An 18098-nucleotide genomic window follows, 5' to 3' on the forward strand; every position below is an offset into this window, starting at 1 on the left:
CCCGGCTTGAAATTCGCGCGTCCTGACGTATCTGTCGCTCCAACTGAATTCGAAATCGACCACTCTTTCACGCAGTTTCTGACTGGGTTAGAGAGAAGGGAACCGCAAAAGGCCAACCGGCCCCATCGATCAAGGCATGAGAATAGGGACCCGTCCATGAAGTTACGAAACCTCATCCTTGGCTCTCTGTTGGTTGGTGCGCTGCCGTCGCTGGCAACGGCACAGACAGCCCAGGGTCCCTCAACCGGGCTGTTGGTCGAACTCAACACCGCGCAGGACGTCAACGGATCGTGCCAGCTAACCTTTCTGGTTCAGAACCAAACCGGCGTGTCGATCGAAAGCGCCCACTTCGAATTTGTTTTCTTTGACTCCGACGGCAGCCTTCTGAACCTTGCGGTCTATGATTTCAGCGATCTTCCCGCGGGCAGGCCAAGGGTGCGTCAGTACAGCCTCGCGGACAGATCGTGTTCCTCAATCGGGCGTGTCTTGATCAACGGGGCAAACAAATGCACCGTCGAAAGCGCGGACAGCGCCCTGTGTCAGCAGGCGCTGACGCCGAGCAGCCGGGTCGAATTGGAGTTATTGGGATGAACCCTTTGGCAGCCCTCCGCGAAATACTGGCGCTTGGCGGGCCGGTGGTGGCGATCCTGATCGTGATGTCGGTTCTGACCCTGGCGGTAACCTTGTACAAGCTGTGGCAATTCGCGGCCTGCGGCGTTGGTCGCCATCGCGTCTTGTCCGAAGCACTGGCCGCTTGGGATACGGGGGATCATGAAACGGCCCGCGTGCGACTGAACCAAAGCAGCAGTTACCTCGCCCCCATCGTCGGTGCCGCGATGGATGCAGCGGATGTGCCTGGCGTGGATGACAGGTTGGATGCCGAGGCCGGGCTAGCACTGGCCGGTCTGGAACGCGGCTTTCGCCTCTTGGACACTGTGGCGCAGCTTGCGCCGTTGTTGGGTCTGTTTGGCACTGTCCTTGGAATGATCAACGCCTTTCAAAGCCTTCAGTCGGCCGGATCTTCGGTAGACCCATCAGTGCTGGCCGGGGGGATCTGGGTCGCACTGGTCACCACTGCAGTAGGGCTGGCTGTGGCCATGCCAACGTCGATGGTTCTGTCCTGGCTGGAAAGCCGTACTGCACGCGAAAGGGTCTTTGCCGACAAGGCGCTGCGGACAGTTCTGGTGCCTGGTCAGGCGCTTACACCTGTTGGTGGCGTCAGTGGCGCGGCAGCCACGCCCGAGCATGCGTAAAGCAGCACCCTTCGTCCGCCGTCCTCTGTCGATGACTCCGCTCATCGACGTGATTTTCTTGCTGTTGCTTTTCTTCATGCTGTCTTCGACGTTTTCGCGGTTCGGAGAGATCGAATTGAACCAGGCCGCCGCCGGTTCGTCCGCAACCTCCGAACCTTCGGATCGATATTTCGTGCAGCTTGGGACCGAACGGCTGTCTCTGAACGGCGTTGCCGTGATGCTGGACGACCTGGAAGCTGAACTGGAAGCCGGGCAGGTTCTGGTGAGCCTGGATGCCGACACGACCGCCCAACGTCTGGTGGATCTGCTGGTGCGCTTGCGCGGGCAGGATAGCCTGACGGTCACAGTGTTGGAGTGACCAGATGATCCGCTATGCCCGACCCCGCCACAAACGCGACTCGACGATCCCGCTGATCAATGTCGTGTTCCTGATGCTGATCTTCTTCCTGATCGCGGGCACCATAGCCACCCCTCTGGACCCCGATCTTGAACTGGTGGACACGCGCGACCTGCAAGGCAGCGAACCGCCCGATACGCTGGTTTTGTACCGCGACGGCATGCTCAGCTATCAGGGTAAGGCGATTGACGCTGAAACCTATATGGCCCGTCATACAGGCGGGCCGGTCCGCATAGTGCCTGATCGCAACGCTCTTGGTCCGCGACTGATCGAAGTGACCGCTCAGCTCAGGGCGTCGGGCGCGCAATCCATAGTTCTGGTCACCCGGCAGGCGCTGGAATGATCCGCAAGTCTGCATTTGTTGCGGCGCTGGCCATCGTGCTTTCGCTGGGCTTGCATTTTCTTGGGCTGACGTTCACCGCGCCAAACCTGACGCATCAACCTATTGATCCGCAACGATCCGGCTCGGTCGAACTGACGACCGCGTTCGAGGATTTCGCGGATCCGGTTCCCGAGCCAGACGAGCCAGAGCCTGCGACCCAGCCGGACCCGCCACCTGAACCCGAGCGCTCGGAGACGCCCACCAGCGACGCCAAGGTCGCATCGCCCGACCCACAGCGCGTCTATGCGCCGGATACCGGAGCATCAGCGATCATTCGACCGAACGCGCAGGAACCAGACGTGACCGAAGGCGATGAACCGTCCGAGAATAGTGAGCAAGCCACTGCTGAACCGCCTGAACCGACGCGCCCGGTGCAAGCGCCGACCGAGTCACCGGCAATTGCCCAGTCCACGGCCGAACCACCTCTCCCGACTGTTTCGGCCGAGCAGGATCCATCGGCCGCCGAAGAGTCCGATCTGGCGGTCACCGCCTCGATACGCCCCCGTCTGCCCGAGCAAAGGCCGGCACCGCCAACAAGCGATGCGTCGGACGAGCCGCAGGATGAATTCGCAATTTTTCGCAATCCGACGAACACGGTGGTTTCGCCACTGGCGCAATATCAGAAGGACGGCACCGATGCGTTCTCGACCCGCAACAGTTCATCGAGAGCAGGGGGGCGGGGGCCCGGCAATTCGGACGAAACAAACTATGCAGGCGAGGTTCTGGTACACCTGAATCGCGCACCGATCGTCTATGTGGCCGCCAGCGGGTTTGCGCAGATCTTTTTCGAAATAAATCCCGACGGAACCCTGGCTTGGGTCGATGTCGTCGACAGTTCCGGTTCTCCCGAGGTCGACAGGGCCGCCAAGGAACAGGTTCGTAGCGCCGCCCCGTTTCCACGCCCGCCCGGCGGCGTCAGCCGTAAGCTGTCGTTTTTCTATCGTATCAACTGACCCGGCGCTTATCTGGTTTGCAGCGAAGTGCAGGGCGGGCAGTTCCATCAGCCAAACCGCTGGGCCCCTGCGGAGCAGTCCGAACACTTGGCGGTTTCGTTTTGACGGAGGAGTGGTACGACGCGCCGAACTCGTACCCCCTCAAAGAAAATCGTCAGACATCCCCAGACGCGCCGTATCCGCTGGGTAACCCGAGGGCATGGTTGAATTGTGACAGTTTGATTAAATCTTTGCGCGCAAAGACGCACTTTGCAGGGGATAACGATGCGCGATTACTCGCCAGTCCACAGGTTTTTCGGTGAAATTCCGATGCGGTGGGGCGGCACGTCGTACTCATAACCCCCTCTAAAGCTAGTTAAAAAACCAGTACATACTAAAATCTGGACATGCCGCCCGCACCGACAGAGTGGCATTATGGCGAAATTGTGTCCATGATTCTCTTGGAAACTCACTGTTTTTGGCGGGGAAACCATTGCCGGACTGCAACAAATTTTTGTTGCCCCACTGCGACGCACCGATCTCTGGGACGGCCTCATTGGATGTGGTCGCGTCACAGTGACACGACCAAAATGCACAGGATCTTGCTGCTTGCGTGTTTGCAAGTCCAAAGCTTGGCGTCCGAATCCGGCCATTAATTTGACCTGACGTTCGACGGCACCAAACCGAGGACCTCATGCCGGTTGGGCCCTAGAAAGACCATCTGACGAGGCCCGTGGACTGTCAGAAGCGGGTGGCGACAACAACCGTATTGGCAGTTCAGTTGGTTCCTACCGCCACGAGAACGACGTCTAGCTCACTCTCCAAAGCCTGCAACTTTCGAAGTTGGTTGTCCGGCAGATGAGCTGTATTCGCGTCGACAGCGGTGAACGCAACAACCGGGCTGCCAATCTCTTTTTCCAACGCCCGAACAGCATTGAGCTTGTCAGCTTCGAGTGTCGCCAGTGGATAAAGCATCGCATTCTCCTTTTTCGGATAATGGTCAGTATAGCCGGTTTTGCTGAAACCTGTACGCTCAGAGACAACAGGGTGCTGAAATCATCCATCGCTTTTCAAGGCGGGCTGAAATGCAAACCGCTAAGGAAAGCCCACTCAAGCAACGCAGGGCTCCAGCAAATTGTTGTTTGTGACGGTTGAGTCAGATGAAGTGGTGCCCCCACACGGACTCGAACCGCGGACCTACTGATTACAAATCAGTTGCTCTACCAGCTGAGCTATAGGGGCACTGGCAGTCGATTACTGTTTCGGCATCGGAACTGCAAGCCCGAAAATTCGTTCAAGGGGTAGCTGGGAGGAGCCTCTGTAAGGGGGCAAGACACGCGGGCTCGGCAATGGGTCATTTGACTGCGTCTTTATCAGGATGTAACCCCGATTGAACGCGTCAGAATACAAGGGCAAATCGGAACATGCAGGTCGTCATCCATGCTGGTGTTGCGTTTACCGACGAGGACCGGCTTTTTGGCCTGTTGCGGGCCAACGCTGACGCGATGGTCGCCCGCAATGCCGCCGTTTGGGGTGCGCGCGTGTTCCGGCGGCAGTTCAGGCAGGTATTGAACGCGCAAGAGCCGGGTCCGATGCTGCACAATGCGCGCAAGAGCTTTCTGGGCCTCATGCCAAAGGACCGAACGGTCGACCGTGCCATCCTGTCAAACGCCGGGTATCTGGGCCCGATTCAGACGTCGATCATGGATGGGCAGTTTTATCCCGCCGCCGGCGAACGGATCGCTTACTTGGAAGATGTGTTCGACGAAATGCAGGTTGAACTGTTTTTAGGCCTGCGCAACCCGGGCAGTTTCATTCCGAAGGCGCTGATGGCCCAGTCCGAATCCGAGCGGCAACGAGTTCTGGCACAAACCGATTTGAGTTGCCTCAGTTGGCTGACATTGATCGATAACATTCGTGATCTCGCGCCCGATGTGCAAATTACACTGTGGTGCGACGAGGATACTCCGTTGATTTGGGGCGACATTGCCCGGGCCATGATCGGGCTGCCCGAAGATGCGGCCGTGAACGGTGAGTTTGCCTTGCTCAATTCGCTGGTGTCACCGGAAGGGCAGGCAAGTATTGAGGCGTTGATCGAACAACAGATTTCGCCCGGCGATCCCGAGAGCCGGAGCGAGCTTGCTCGGATATTCGAAGACCATGCCCTGCCGGACGCGATTGAGGAAGAGCTGGACCTGCCAGGATGGAACGAGGACATCGTCGCCGCCTTTACCGAACTCTACGAGCAGGATCTGGGTGTCTTGCAAACCATGCCCGATATTCGGTTTCTCGGACCCTAAGAGACACTGGCCGAAATCGATCTTTCCGTGGACATGGTGATCGAATGAGGCCTGTTTCCATCGCCGGTTTGAGCACGAACGGGTCAGGACCTCAGACCGGAAAGTTCAAGTCCCTGATCAATTGCCATATGTCCCGGTTGGCGTCCGAGAGCTGTTTGACCACGTCCTCGATCTCATGCATGGCCTGTTCGTCCACGGTGTCTTCGCGCCCCAGCTTGATCCCGGTTTTGCGATCTGCGATGCGCATCAGGATGGTCTTGGGGTTCCCGCTTTCCGGGTCAAAGGAATAGATGCAATGATTGTATTTGTTGCGAACCGATGACAGGCGCGAGAGGCGCTGAGTATGGTCCAGGATCGGATCACGGATATCGGCGGGGCGACCGTCCATCTTTGCCAATCGCTCGACCAGGTCAATCCGCGCTCGGGTGGTGTTCAGCGTCAGGAAGATGATAACTGCCACATCTTTGTTGGCCCCGGTCAGGCCTGCGATCAAGTGGATCAGCAGGCTTTCGGTATTGGTCCACATATAGTTCAATCGCCCGACCAACAGGATCAGGCGATCGAACCGGGATTCAAAGGGCTCAGTCAAGGCCGGGGCCGTGAATGTCGTCGGGGGCGACCTCAAAATAGAAATGCGCTGCAGCGGTCCGGTTGCTGACGCCGATTTTGCCAGAGACATTGTGCATGTGTAGCTTGACCGTATGTTCGGTTATGCCGAGCTTTGACGCGATGGTCTTGTTGCTTTCGCCCTGCGAAACCAGGCGCAAGACCTGTTTCTCGCGCTTGGTCAGCTTGGAATACAAAGGCATGTTGCGCGATTGCGCGGCAGGGACGGGCTGGCGCTGTGCGGGCGGTTGCTTGGGAGTTTCTGATACGACCGGAACGCAGTCGGCCAGAAAGCTCGGCAGATGCAGTTCTTCGTGCATCAGCAATCGCAGGATCGACCGCCAAACATCCGGGGCTACATTCATCGGAAGGTATCCGATATCCCCGAACTGCGCGCGGTCCCAGTGTTCAAACAGAAACCGAGCCGAGCTTTCCTTGCGATAGGCAAACGCCAGACATCCGGAATCCGCCGCCCGCACGAACTCTGCCGGTCGGTTCAGGAGATCCTCAAGCATCATCTGATCAACAACGACTATGTGGCCGGAAGCTTCGGTCTCGGCGATGTTGGACAGGAACTTTTCCAGTGCTTCAAAACGCAGGGCCTGCACCCCGAATTCGCTTTGGACACTTCGTAGAGTTTGGTTTGAATAAAAAAGCTCTTTTCCAAAAAATACGATCGACAATTCTTCGGGGTAATTCATTTCTTCACGAACATCGTTACTCAATGAGAAGCTCATTGATCCACCCTCACCAAAACCTGCGCCGCCCATTAAATTCAGTAGGATTCTGGTGCTACTTTTGGCGGTGCAATACGAAAACCGAAACATTCTAAACTGTGGTCAATGATAGCTTAAAGTGCAGATTTCAGCAATACAGCCGCAAGAGACTGACCGTTTGGGCATAGAACTTTCGATCAGGTTCCGATGCGCTGACAGACTGTATGTGGTTGAAAATATGGAGATATATTTACGTTAATTCTTTTGGCCTGGGCCGATAGCGGAAAATGCGTCAAAAATGGGGGCGCAAGAAAAAACTCTTTTCTTGTCATAATGTTGCCCAATTTAATGCTTTCGGCCAGCTATGCATTCCACAACCCCACTGCGACCATGATCGGGCTTCATTTTGCGAAGCGACGTAATTCCTAGCGTGCCCGCGTTCCGCGCATTTTCGCGATTCTCAGGCGGTCACGTTGTCGGCTTGGCCGAGAAAGGGGGTGACAGACCGATAAGGAAAAAACTCTGCCGCACAAGCGCATGGTCCGCTGCTTGTTGCGGAAAATTTTGTTTCAACCGCACCGCATGTCGCTTTGTAGATGAATGGTGGCCCGGTGCTCGAAGATGAGTGGAAATTATTATGTCAGATCGCAGATTAACAGCCGTGACACCAACCGGAGATGATGGCCGCGAAGTCGATCAGGACCCCGTTGTAGAAGTACCCGAGGTCGAAGAAGACATTCTGGTGGTTGATGACCTGAACGCACAACAGCAGCAGCAACAGCAGCAGCAAGGTGACGACAGCAACACCAATGGCGGCAACGACAGCAACACCAACGGTGGTAACGACAGCAACACCAACGGTGGTAACGACAGCAACACCAACGGTGGCAACGACAGCAACACCAACGGTGGAAACGACAGCAACTCTCAATCCAATGGTGGCGATGACAGCAACACCAACACCGCAACCGTCGACATCGACTTTGGTGGTGGTGAATGGATCCCGCGCGACGATGACAAGGTCGATGTGGATATCGACAACAACGGCGATGTAAATGGTGATGTCATCACCGCTGGGAATGACATTGATTATGATCCCGGCGATGACCTGAACCTTGATATCTCGTTGGACGGACCGGGCAATGACTTCTCGGCGATCAACCATCAGATGGCGTCGCTGGAAGACAATGACTGGCTCGGCGAAGCAACCGTTCACAACGAAGGTGAGTTCAATCAGAGCGGCAACGCGACTGGCGGCGAAGCGCATGCTGAAGATGGCATCGACGTAAACGCAGATGGTGGTGATTCCGGAAATGGCGGCACCAGCTATGGTGGCGACGCGGCTGGTGATACCAGTGGAAGCCATTCGTTTGCTCTTGGCGGAGAGTCGGGGCATGCCGATGGAACAGCCTCGGGTGGTAATGGCGCGGCCTCGGGCAACGCGAACAATACCAGCGTCGGTCTGGGACTTTCCGGAGCGCACGCAGATGGTGACAGCTCGGGCGGAACCGGCGGTAACGCCGATAACGACTCCGGCGCGGTCAACCTTGGCGTAGCCGGTGCAAACTCAGAATCAACCGGTGGTGAAGGCGGCGACGCCGGATCTATTGGTCTTGGTCTGGGATTGGGACTGTCAGGTTCGAATGCCGAAGGTGATGCGGGTGGCGGTGACAACGCCTCTGGCTCGCTTGCAGCGGGATTGGGACTGGCCGGAACCGACGCCTCGAACGGCAACGCTGATGGTGGTGACGGAGACGCGGATTCCAGCGGAAACGCCGACAATACAAGCCAAGGCACCAACGAGGCGAATGACTCGTCCGCAGGTGGCAACATCGGTCTTGGACTGGCCGGCGCGGGTGCGCTGGGCGCCAATGACGGATCCGGCGGCAATGGCAATGGTGGCCAGGGTGATGGCGGCCAGGGCGACGGCGGCAACGGATCGGGCGGAACCGGAAACGGCGGCAACGGACCGGGTGGTTCGGGTGACGGCGGCAACGGTAACGGCGGAACCGGAAACGGCGGCAACGGACCTGGTGGTTCGGGTGACGGCGGAACCGGCAATGGCGGTACGTCCGGTACTTTGGAAAACGCACAAGCCGCGACAGCTCAGGCGCAGCTTCTGGGTCTTGGCCTGAACGCAGCCGATCCTGATCCGACCACTGGTGGTGGTGGAACCGCTGGTGACGCGAACGGACCTGGCGGTGCTGGCGACGGTGGCGACGGAACCGGTGGATCCGGTGACGGCGGCAACGGACCTGGCGGTGCTGGCGACGGTGGCGACGGAACCGGTGGATCCGGTGACGGCGGCAACGGTCCCGGTGGTGCCGGTGATGGCGGCGACGGATCCGGTGGATCCGGTGATGGCGGCCAAGGTGGTGGCCAGGCTGACGCGGACGCAGACGCAAGCGGTGTCGGCGACCAGACAGCGGCCGGACCGGTTATCGCTCAGACACCTGGTGATATTGACGGCATGACCTCGAACTGGCAGGCGCCCGATGGCTCTGGTGGAAACGGTGGAACCAACACGACAGACGGTTCTGCGGACGCTGAAGGCAACGGTACGTCGACAGCCGAAGGTACCGGCGGCGACGGCGGAACAGCCAACCCAACGTCAAGCTCGGCAGGAAGCGGCGCAGGTTCTGCGGATGCGACCAACGAAGCCGGTGACGGTGGATACGCCGAGTCGATGTCTGACGCAGCCAATGACGGCTACGCGGAAAGCCTCGCCGAAGCGATTGCCGGATATGGCGGTGACGCCGACTCCGACAACGATGCAACTTCGACCGGAACGGGCACCGGAACCGGTACCGCGTATTCGGGCGCAGGTGGCGCAGGTGGTGCCGCAGCGGCGACTGGCGGAACCAGTGGCGACGTCATGGGAAGCTCGACCGGCGGTGCGACCACCGGTGCGACCAACACCGGCGGTGAAGCGTCCGGCGCGAATTCCGGCACCGGCGGTGCTGGTGGCATGGGCGGCAGCTGGGGTTCGGACAACGGTGGCGACGGTATCGTCAACGGTGAGTCCTACGCTTCGGCAGCAGCCGTGGTCGATACATCGGCCTTCAACCAGTCGATCGTTATGGGCGCCAACGTGCTTGGCAACAATGTCGACACGACCATGGTTGGTGGTTCGATGACCTCGAGCTACTCGAGCGACGACACCGACGTATAAGATACGCGTTTCGGGGGCCGCATTACCGGCCCCCGGCTTATTGAAATTGCCGAGGCCGCCCAGTGCGGCCTCGGCCCAGCAAAACCAAACCGGAAATTTTCTGCCGGGGCGGTAGTTAAGGATCATTGACATGTCTTTCGACAGTGTTACCGAAAAGATTGCACACTTTATTGGAACCTTTGATCTTACGATTGAGCAAGCCCGCCTGAGGGATCAATACGAAGAGTTCACGGCGCAACGGCGCAAGTTTGAACTGGAAGAGTTGGAAGATCCGATTGCAATTCGGATCAAGGCCAAGCTTGACTTGGACCCCGGCGTTTACAAGCCGCTCCCCTACAAATTCATGACACCGCCTGACGATCCGACGCCTCCGCCATATTTCGGCGGGCCGGTCGAAGAGACGGTGATCAACATCGGTATGCCATTTGTCCAAGCGCCCCTGTTTTCGGAAAGCGAGCCCTTCGGGGGTGTGGAATACCAGTACAACGTGATCATGGAAAAACCTGAATCCGTGACCGAATTGATCGGGTCTGCTGTGACTTATACGTTCCAGATCCTAAAGCTGGTCGACAATGACACGGTGGGGCAGGGCGATTTCCGCGATGCCGAGGTGCTGATGGCGCAGGCCGAGGCTGCGGCAGAGCTGGCAGCTTCGTTGCACGTGATCTCGGCACCATCCTATGCAATTTCCGACTATCACTCGGTGGATTATGTAGAAGGGTTGGCCGAAGAAATGCTGACGCCCTTTGTCACGGATGTCGAGGGTGTGGTCGTCCACCAGTTCCAGGGCGCGGACGCGTTCGGGATCATCGTGAATGGGGAACACGTGGAAGAAGCGCCGGAATGGGAGGACCTTCTGCCGGCTCATCACAAGTCTGAAGACGAGGAAGAAGACGATACCCCCGATCCGACGCCAGCCGAGTGGGATCAGGATGACGAGTTCCAGTTCGGCGACGGTCATTCGGTTGTCACCGGTGGAAACCTCGCGATCAATCAGGTGAACGCAACGGTGGCCTGGGTGGATGCGCCCTACATCGCTGTGGGCGGTAAGTCGGTCAGCCTGACGCTTGTCAGCCAGGTGGCCATGGTTTCCGACATGGACAAAGGTGCGCCGGGGCACGAATCCGGCACCAAAGTGGTACAGACCTCGCATATCGCAATTGACGAGAACGCGGCGCATTGGCTGGATCAGGAGGCGGGCGGCGAGGAGCAACCGTCGCTGGTTGTTGTCGACTGGATTTACGGCGATCTGGTCGTCACGAATTTCGTCAAACAGACCATCGATGCGACCGATATCGACCATATCGAGACCGAGATTTCGGCTACGTCGACGCTCTATGCGCTGGGCGACAACGACATGGTCAACGTGACCAACATCATTCAGTTGGGTTCGTACTACGATCTGGTGATGATCGGCGGCGACATGATCTCGGTCGATATGCTGATGCAGTCGCTGGTGTTGCTGGATGACGACGTGGTCACCGGCGGCATGGCGGATGCCGAAGCTGGGTCCGACGAAAACCTGATGATGAATCAGGCATCGGTCAGCACGATCGGCAAAGATGTCCACGAACAGATGCACGACACCATGTCAGCCGCGCTCGACATGACCGAGGCGAATATGGAGGCGTTGGAGGAGGCACTGTTGAACGATCCGACCTTCGCAGGGATGGAGCAACTGCGGGTGCTGAACATCGAAGGCAATCTGTTGCAGGTCAACCTGATCGAACAGGCAACGGTGCTGGCGGATCAGGACGACGTCCACCTGAAGGGTCCCGATGGCGCGATGACCGAAGTCACAGCGGGCAGCAATGCGATGCTGAACGCGGCCAATATCACCAAGACTGGGGTCGACTCGACGGTCATGGCCGCAAATGGTGAGTTCTCCGAGTTGTTGCTGCATCAGGCAAGCCTGCTCGACGTGCCAACCAACGAAGAGATCGAAGACATCGCCAATGAGGCGATTGCCCTGATCATGGAGGATATGTCCAAGCCCGGCGACGAAAGCGGTATCGGGCCGAAAGGTACCGATCTGACGCCCGGTGAAATGGCGACCGCCGACGATGGCCTGCAAACCATGCTGGCCTGATTTTCCTGTAAGTTACGAGTGACTCGAAGGTTCCATATATGTCGATCGTTTTTTCGTCACGCCGCACCCGTTTTGCCAGTCCGTTAGACCGGCACGGTGGCGGCGGACCCTTGGCCCTGAAACCCAGCGAATTGGTTTCCGGGTCCTCAAAGGCTGACGCTGCCAAACCTATTTCCCGGCTGCGTCTGGACAAGGAGATGCGAGTGCCAGATTCCGCGCAATGCCCTGCGGCTGCTGCCTCTGATGAGGCGCAGGCGGTTCTGAACGGGGCGCTGAAGGCGACGTCTGGCACCGGGACGGCCGAGCAGGCACAGACCAGGTTCGTTAATCAGCCATCAGAGCCAGAACCAAACAGATCTGAACCACCGCGCGCCGGCTCTCCCCTTCGGCGCGCATCGTCGCGACCCGCGCAAGACGAAGACCATGTGGGAGGCGACACTGGGGTGGCCGCCGAGGCCGAAGAGCCTGATCGTGACCCCGCCAAGCCATCGACCGCGCGCATGACCCCCTCTGCGCCGTCTGGCGGCGGAAAAAGCATAGGCACCACGATCGAAGGTAAGGCGAATGAGCCGCTTGTCCGCTCGACGTCGGGCGGAGGAGACGGCAAGGGGCCACCCCAAACCTTTCACAAACGCACGCCGCCGGAAGATTTTCAAAGAACGCTGCGCACGTCGCTCAAGGCGATCTGGCGCAATCTGGCATTCGTGCTGTTATTGACCTGTGCGACCAATGTTCTGATCCTGGCGATCCCGATTTATCTGTTCCAGATCAGTGACCGGGTACTGACCAGCCGGTCATTGGACACGCTGGTTATGCTGACCGTGATCGTGGCCGGTGCGGTGATCTTTCAAGCGGCGTTTGACGCTGTGCGTCGGTTCATGCTGATGCGCACCGCGGTCGAGGTCGCCGCACGTCTCGGCGCACCGGTTTTGAGCGCGGCGGCGCATGCGTCCTTGCACGGTAATGGGCGCGAGTATCAGACCTTGGGGGATTTGCAGCAGGTGCGCGGGTTCCTCGTGTCCGGCACACTGATTTCGTTTCTTGATGTGCCCTTTGCTCCGCTGTTCATCCTAATGATTTTCCTGGTCCACCCGCAGCTTGGCATGATCGTCGTAACCACTGCGCTGATCCTGATGGTGATCGCACTGATCAACCAGAAAATGACGGCCAAACCCTTTGCCAAGGCCAATATGGCGCAGTCGCTGGCCAACCAGCACCTCGACTCGATGTCGCGCAACAGCCAGATCATCAACGCGCTGGCCATGATCCCCGAGGCGGTCCGCATTTGGGGTCGGGACACGGCGCAATCCCTGACCTGGCAGGTCAAGGCACAGGACCGGAACGTGATCTTTGCAGCCGTCTCGCGCGCCGTGCGCCTGCTGACGCAGATCGGTATCCTAGGCTGGGGCGCCTATCTGGCACTGCAGGGCGAGATCACCGGCGGCATGGTCATTGCCGCCTCGATCATCGCTGGCCGCGCCTTTGCCCCGATCGAGGGGTCCATCGAAGGCTGGAACACCTTCCTTTTGACACGTGGCGCGTTCGGGCGGATTCAGCATCTGCTGTCAAACTCGGCCTTGCAGTTCGAAAAGCTGCGCCTGCCACGCCCCGAGGGGCGTGTGGATGTCGAACGCCTGTTGTATGTTCCAGGTGGAACCAAACGCGTCGTATTGAACGGTATCTCTTTCTCACTGAATCCGGGCGAAACGCTGGCCATCATCGGCAATTCTGGTGCGGGCAAAACGACGTTGGGCAAGACGCTGGTCGGGTCGATCCTGCCAACCTCGGGCAGTGTGCGGCTGGACCTGATGGATATCCGCAACTGGGACCCGCGCCAATTTGGTGAAAGCATCGGCTATCTGCCGCAGGACGTGCAGCTGTTTCCGGGAACCATCAAGGACAATATCGGCCGCATGCGCTCGGACGCGACGGATGAACAGATTCACGATGCTGCCGTTCTGGCCGATGTGCACAACATGATCGCGACGCTGCCGCAGGGATACGAAACCGTTGTGGCGGCTGACGGATCGCCCCTGTCGGGCGGTCAGAAACAGCGTATCGCTCTGGCGCGCGCGTTCTTCGGCAACCCGCGCATGGTGGTACTGGACGAGCCGAACTCGAATCTGGACGTTGCGGGTGACAAGGCCCTGGCCCGGGCGATTTCGCAGGCCAAGGAAAGCAAGATTACCGTTGTGGTGATCACGCAAAAGCCGACGCTGCTGAGCGTCGTCGACAAGATCATGCTGCTGACGGACGGGCGTGTTGCCTTGTTCGGTCAGCGCGAACAGGTGCTGGAACAGCTCAACGGGCCGCGACCAAAGCCCGAGTTGAAAGGCGGGGGGGATAAGTAATGACCGATTTGGTGAAGGTCGAGGACCCGACCGTTTGGTATTCGGAAGTTCCACGTTCGATCCATAAGCAGATCGTTCTGGGCCTTGTGATGCTGGTGGTCTGTTTTGGCGGCTTTGGCCTGTGGTCTTTCCGCGCGCCTCTGGCGGCGGCAGTCATCGCACAGGGCAGCTTTGTGGCCACCGGACGCAACAAGATCGTGCAGCACCTTGAAGGCGGCATTATCGAGGACATTCTGGTATCCGAAGGCGAAGCGGTTCAGGCTGGGCAAATCCTGATGACCCTGGACCAGACCTCGGCCGAGGCCAATGAACGAGAGTTGTTCATCCGTAAAATCCGCCTTCAGGCCATGACCGAACGCCTGTTGGCAGAACACAGCGAAAAGGAACGGCTGGTCTTTTCTCAGGGGCTTATCGACGCCTCTGATGACGTCGAAGTGATGACAATTCTCGACAGCCAAAAGCTCAGCTTCGATGTCTCGCGCAAGACGTTGCTGAACGACATCGCCCTGCTGGCGCGCAACATGGAGGCGCTGCGCATTCGCGCGACAGGCTTTGAGGCGCAACTGAGCAGCATGCAGCGCCGCTCGGAGATTTTGCAGGAAGAATACGACACAAAGGCGTCGCTGTTTGAAAAAGGCCTCGTGCGCAAAGGTGATCTGAACACGATCCGCCGTGTACAGGCCGAGGCCGAAGGCCAGTTGGCGCGTCTGCAGGCGGAAACCGCTGAAGTGAACACAATGCTTCTGAAATACGAAGAACAGATCACGCGCACCCGGTCGGCCTATCGCGAGGCGGCGCTGGACGAATTGGGCGTGATTGAAGCCGATCTTGAAAGTGTCCGCGAAAAGGCCCGTCAGGCCCGCAGCATTCTGGACCGTGCAGTTGTGCGGGCGCCGGTAACGGGCACAGTGGTGCGACTGCACCATCATACGCCCGGCGGTGTGATTGAAACCGGTGAGCCGATAGCCGAGATTTTGCCCGCTGATGCGCCGCTGATTATCGAGGCGCAGATCCCGCGGACCGAGATTGACAGTGTCGTCACCGGTCAAACGGCCACGGTGCGGCTGGTCGCGCTAAACCAGCGCACGACTCCGGTTTTGTACGGAGAGGTTTTCTATATCTCGGCTGACTCTCTGCTCGAGGACGCGGCGGGTATTCCTCAAGAAGTTTACCTTGCACGCATCTCGCTCACCGCAGATGAAACGAACCGGGTGCGTGGTTTCATTCCGACACCAGGTATGCCCGCCGAGATCATGATCCAGACCGAGGAACGGACCTTTGCGGCCTATATCGCCAAACCGGTAACAGACAGCATGTCCCGCGCTTTCCGAGAGCATTGACGCAGCGGCTACATCTTCCAAAAATTGCATGTTAGCATCCTGTCAAATCTGAACAGGAGAATGCCCCATGCCCGCAACAGTCAAAACCATGATGGAGGCCGCAAACGCTGCGGTCGAACGCATCGACACTGCCCGCGCAAAGGAACTGATCGGGCAGGGGGCGCTGTTGCTCGACATCCGGGACGCGTCAGAGCTTGAGCGGACAGGGCGCGCCGCAGGCTCTCATCACATCTCGCGCGGGATGCTTGAGTTTCGCGCTGACCCCGACCTGCCGTCGCATGACCCGGAACTGCGCCGGGATCGACCGATCGTCATGTATTGCGCATCCGGTGGGCGCGCAGCTTTGGCGGGCAAGTTGCTGAAGGACATGGGCTATGTCGAAGTTTATAACCTCGGCGGCCTGACCGATTGGGTCAATAGCGGTGGCGAGGTTTCTGACCCGTCCTAAGCGTTGAGGAATGCGCGAACCGCGCCTTCGAACTCACGGGGTTTTTCGGCATGCAGCCAATGCCCGGCGCCGTTGATCTTTGCAAATCGCGCGTTTGGAAACAGGGCGCGGATTTGATCGCGGTGTTCGGGCAACACATAGTCCGACGCGCCCCCGGACAAGAACAGAGCTTTGCCATCCCATGAGGCATCGACCGCAGGGAAGCCCATGATATTGGGCATTTGGTCGGCCAGCACATCCAGATTCAGCAACCACCGCTTTTCCTTGACGTCCAGCGATTGCGTAAAGAAGCTTTGCAACGCCTTTTCGACACCCAATTCGGCCAATTGCTGTTCCGCGTCCGAACGACGGGAGATTTGGTCCATGTTTACTGCGCGCATTGCTTCGATGAATTGAATCTGGCTATGCGTGTAGGTCACGGGCGCAATATCGGCCACGACAAGCTTGCGAACCTTCTGGCCATACCTGAGCGCCAACATCATCGCGGCTTTGCCGCCCATCGAGTGCCCCAGCACGTCTGCATGTCCACCATGGGCATCAACGACCTCGGCCAGATCCTGCGCCAGACTGGGGTATGTGTGCTTGGGGTCCCAAAAGCTGTAGGCATGGTTGCGCATATCAACCGCGATAACCTGCCGTTCATCAGACAGTCTGCGCGCGATCACCCCCCAGTTGCGGCCCGAACCGTAGAGGCCGTGCGCAATCAGCAAAGGTGGTTGATCGGTCGGGTCGCCATGAAGGATCGTATTCAGCATGACGCTGTGATACCCGCCGATGCGTGAAACAACCAGCCCCATTGTCGCGGCCACCGCTCAAGGGTACATTGCCCCGTCAGGAGGCGCGATGTCGCAGGATTTCGATATTCAGACCCGGATTGCCGAGACAATCCTGCTGTTGCGCAAGAAGCTTGGGCTGCGCGACAAGACTTTGGCCGAGTCGGTCAAACGTGCAAAGCGCCGTCTGCCGCGTCGAATCTACAAGCAGGCTTTGTTGTTGGCTCGCGCCGAGAAGATGGCCGAACACCCCAAGCTCCGGTTGGTTCTTGACACCCCAAAGCTCGAAAAAGCGTCGGAAGAGGTGCAGGCTCATCTGACTGCGATCAATCTGGCGGATCGCCGATGGGGCTGGTTTCTGAGCTTTATGGGGTCGCTTGCCTTGGGATTGCTGGCGCTGACTGCGGTCGGTTTGATCGTCTTGCGATGGCGCGGGTTTATCTGAGCCGACCGGAAACCGGAACCGATAACGAAAAACGGCGCCCGCGAGGACGCCATTTTCGTTTTCTTCCAACCGCTTACAGGTTCGGATAGATTGGGAACTTGGCGCAGAGGTCTGCGACTTCGGCCTTGACCTTGGCCTCGACGGTGGAGTTACCGTCCTCGCCATTGGCGGCCAGACCGTCGACAACCTCGATGATCCAGTCGGCGATCTGGCGGAACTCGGTCTCGCCAAAGCCGCGGGTGGTGCCGGCGGGGGAGCCCAGACGGATGCCGCTGGTGATGGTCGGTTTTTCGGGGTCAAACGGCACGCCGTTCTTGTTGCAGGTGATATGTGCCCGGCCCAGAGCCTTCTCGGTGGCGTTGCCCTTGACGCCTTTGGGGCGCAGGTCGACCAGCACCACATGGGTATCGGTGCCGTGGGTCACCGTGTCCAGACCACCCTTGATCAGTTGATCCGACAGCGCCTGCGCGTTGGCCACGACTTGCCGGATATAGCTTTTGAACTCGGGGCGCAGCGCCTCGCCAAAGGCCACCGCCTTGCCTGCGATCACATGCATCAGCGGGCCGCCCTGAATGCCGGGAAAGATCGCGGAATTCACTTTCTTAGCGATATCTTCATCATTGGTCAGGATCATACCCCCACGCGGACCGCGCAGGGTCTTGTGCGTGGTGGTCGTCGCCACATGCGCATGCGGGAAGGGAGAGGGGTGTTCACCAGCTGCCACAAGACCGGCGAAATGCGCCATGTCCACGTGCAGGTATGCTCCGACCATATCGGCGATCTCGCGCATGCGGGCAAAGTCGATCTGGCGCGGGATGGCCGAGCCGCCTGCGATGATCAGCTTGGGGTTATGCTCTTTCGCCAGCGCCTCGACCTGATCATAGTCCAGCATGT

17 protein-coding genes and 1 tRNA gene are annotated in these 18098 nt (G+C 58.7%); 12 read left to right on the forward strand and 6 right to left on the reverse strand.

The annotated features are described in order from the left end of the window. Nucleotides 1-156: 156 nt before the first annotated feature. From ACR0JA_RS07675 to ACR0JA_RS07695, 5 genes are read left to right on the forward strand one after another with little or no spacing between them, the layout of a single operon-like run. Complete coding sequence (locus ACR0JA_RS07675; RefSeq protein ID WP_480572336.1) at nucleotides 157-591, forward strand: hypothetical protein; 435 nt, start codon at nucleotides 157-159, stop codon at nucleotides 589-591. After that, nucleotides 588-1253, forward strand: coding sequence for a MotA/TolQ/ExbB proton channel family protein (locus ACR0JA_RS07680; RefSeq protein ID WP_480572338.1), 666 nt, complete (start codon nucleotides 588-590; stop codon nucleotides 1251-1253). The genes ACR0JA_RS07675 and ACR0JA_RS07680 overlap by 4 nt, the downstream gene beginning before the upstream one ends. After that, nucleotides 1246-1611, forward strand: coding sequence for an ExbD/TolR family protein (locus ACR0JA_RS07685; protein WP_480572341.1), 366 nt, complete (start codon nucleotides 1246-1248; stop codon nucleotides 1609-1611). The genes ACR0JA_RS07680 and ACR0JA_RS07685 overlap by 8 nt, the downstream gene beginning before the upstream one ends. A 4-nt stretch (nucleotides 1612-1615) precedes the next feature. Beyond that, nucleotides 1616-1993, forward strand: coding sequence for an ExbD/TolR family protein (locus ACR0JA_RS07690; protein ID WP_480572344.1), 378 nt, complete (start codon nucleotides 1616-1618; stop codon nucleotides 1991-1993). After that, the gene (locus tag ACR0JA_RS07695) at nucleotides 1990-2985 is read left to right on the forward strand and encodes an energy transducer TonB family protein (RefSeq protein ID WP_480572347.1); all 996 of its coding nucleotides are present in this window, start codon (nucleotides 1990-1992) and stop codon (nucleotides 2983-2985) included. The genes ACR0JA_RS07690 and ACR0JA_RS07695 overlap by 4 nt, the downstream gene beginning before the upstream one ends. 756 nt (nucleotides 2986-3741) lie before the next feature. On the opposite strand, the gene ACR0JA_RS07700 is transcribed toward ACR0JA_RS07695, so the two are convergent. Both ACR0JA_RS07700 and ACR0JA_RS07705 read right to left on the reverse strand, forming a co-directional pair. Then, nucleotides 3742-3939, reverse strand: a complete 198-nt coding sequence (locus ACR0JA_RS07700; protein WP_480572350.1) for a hypothetical protein — start codon at nucleotides 3937-3939, stop codon at nucleotides 3742-3744. Between the two features lie 191 nt (nucleotides 3940-4130). Continuing rightward, nucleotides 4131-4206: transfer RNA gene (locus ACR0JA_RS07705), tRNA-Thr, on the reverse strand. A gap of 182 nt (nucleotides 4207-4388) precedes the next feature. On the opposite strand from ACR0JA_RS07705, the gene ACR0JA_RS07710 reads away from it, so the two are divergent. Then, nucleotides 4389-5264, forward strand: a complete 876-nt coding sequence (locus ACR0JA_RS07710) for a hypothetical protein (protein ID WP_480572353.1) — start codon at nucleotides 4389-4391, stop codon at nucleotides 5262-5264. Nucleotides 5265-5355: 91 nt separating this feature from the next. Here the strand turns inward: ACR0JA_RS07710 and ACR0JA_RS07715 are convergent, their stop codons facing one another. Both ACR0JA_RS07715 and ACR0JA_RS07720 read right to left on the reverse strand, forming a co-directional pair. After that, nucleotides 5356-5853, reverse strand: a complete 498-nt coding sequence (locus tag ACR0JA_RS07715; RefSeq protein WP_480572356.1) for a hypothetical protein — start codon at nucleotides 5851-5853, stop codon at nucleotides 5356-5358. Continuing rightward, a complete protein-coding gene (locus ACR0JA_RS07720; protein WP_480572359.1) occupies nucleotides 5846-6607 on the reverse strand; it encodes a helix-turn-helix transcriptional regulator in 762 nt (253 codons plus the stop codon). Before ACR0JA_RS07720 ends, ACR0JA_RS07715 begins: the two co-directional genes overlap by 8 nt. Nucleotides 6608-7223: 616 nt before the next feature. Between ACR0JA_RS07720 and ACR0JA_RS07725 the strand changes: the two genes are divergently transcribed. The 5 genes from ACR0JA_RS07725 (at nucleotide 7224) to ACR0JA_RS07745 (ending at nucleotide 15986) form a co-directional block, all read left to right on the forward strand. Continuing rightward, nucleotides 7224-9758, forward strand: a complete 2535-nt coding sequence (locus ACR0JA_RS07725; RefSeq protein ID WP_480572361.1) for a beta strand repeat-containing protein — start codon at nucleotides 7224-7226, stop codon at nucleotides 9756-9758. A 130-nt stretch (nucleotides 9759-9888) separates the two neighbouring features. After that, nucleotides 9889-11847, forward strand: coding sequence for a type I secretion protein (locus ACR0JA_RS07730; RefSeq protein ID WP_480572364.1), 1959 nt, complete (start codon nucleotides 9889-9891; stop codon nucleotides 11845-11847). Nucleotides 11848-11885: 38 nt separating this feature from the next. After that, nucleotides 11886-14198: a type I secretion system permease/ATPase gene (locus ACR0JA_RS07735; protein WP_480572367.1), complete on the forward strand. Its 2313-nt coding sequence runs from the start codon at nucleotides 11886-11888 to the stop codon at nucleotides 14196-14198. Then, nucleotides 14198-15538 carry an HlyD family type I secretion periplasmic adaptor subunit gene (locus tag ACR0JA_RS07740; protein WP_480572368.1) on the forward strand — a complete coding sequence of 447 codons (1341 nt, stop codon included), beginning with the start codon at nucleotides 14198-14200 and terminating at the stop codon, nucleotides 15536-15538. Before ACR0JA_RS07735 ends, ACR0JA_RS07740 begins: the two co-directional genes overlap by 1 nt. Before the next feature lie 67 nt (nucleotides 15539-15605). After that, nucleotides 15606-15986, forward strand: coding sequence for a rhodanese-like domain-containing protein (locus ACR0JA_RS07745; RefSeq protein WP_480572371.1), 381 nt, complete (start codon nucleotides 15606-15608; stop codon nucleotides 15984-15986). On the opposite strand, the gene ACR0JA_RS07750 is transcribed toward ACR0JA_RS07745, so the two are convergent. After that, nucleotides 15983-16783, reverse strand: coding sequence for an alpha/beta fold hydrolase (locus ACR0JA_RS07750; protein WP_480572373.1), 801 nt, complete (start codon nucleotides 16781-16783; stop codon nucleotides 15983-15985). The two genes, ACR0JA_RS07745 and ACR0JA_RS07750, sit on opposite strands and share 4 nt — an antisense overlap. Before the next feature lie 46 nt (nucleotides 16784-16829). Here ACR0JA_RS07750 and ACR0JA_RS07755 point away from each other — a divergent pair, with 46 nt between their 5' ends. After that, the gene (locus ACR0JA_RS07755; RefSeq protein WP_480572375.1) at nucleotides 16830-17204 is read left to right on the forward strand and encodes a hypothetical protein; all 375 of its coding nucleotides are present in this window, start codon (nucleotides 16830-16832) and stop codon (nucleotides 17202-17204) included. 73 nt (nucleotides 17205-17277) lie between these two features. On the opposite strand, the gene glyA is transcribed toward ACR0JA_RS07755, so the two are convergent. After that, nucleotides 17278-18098: serine hydroxymethyltransferase (gene glyA, locus ACR0JA_RS07760; RefSeq protein ID WP_480572378.1), on the reverse strand; the 821-nt coding region annotated here is incomplete at its 5' end.

The sequence above is a fragment of the Ruegeria sp. AM4 genome (genome assembly GCF_056540665.1).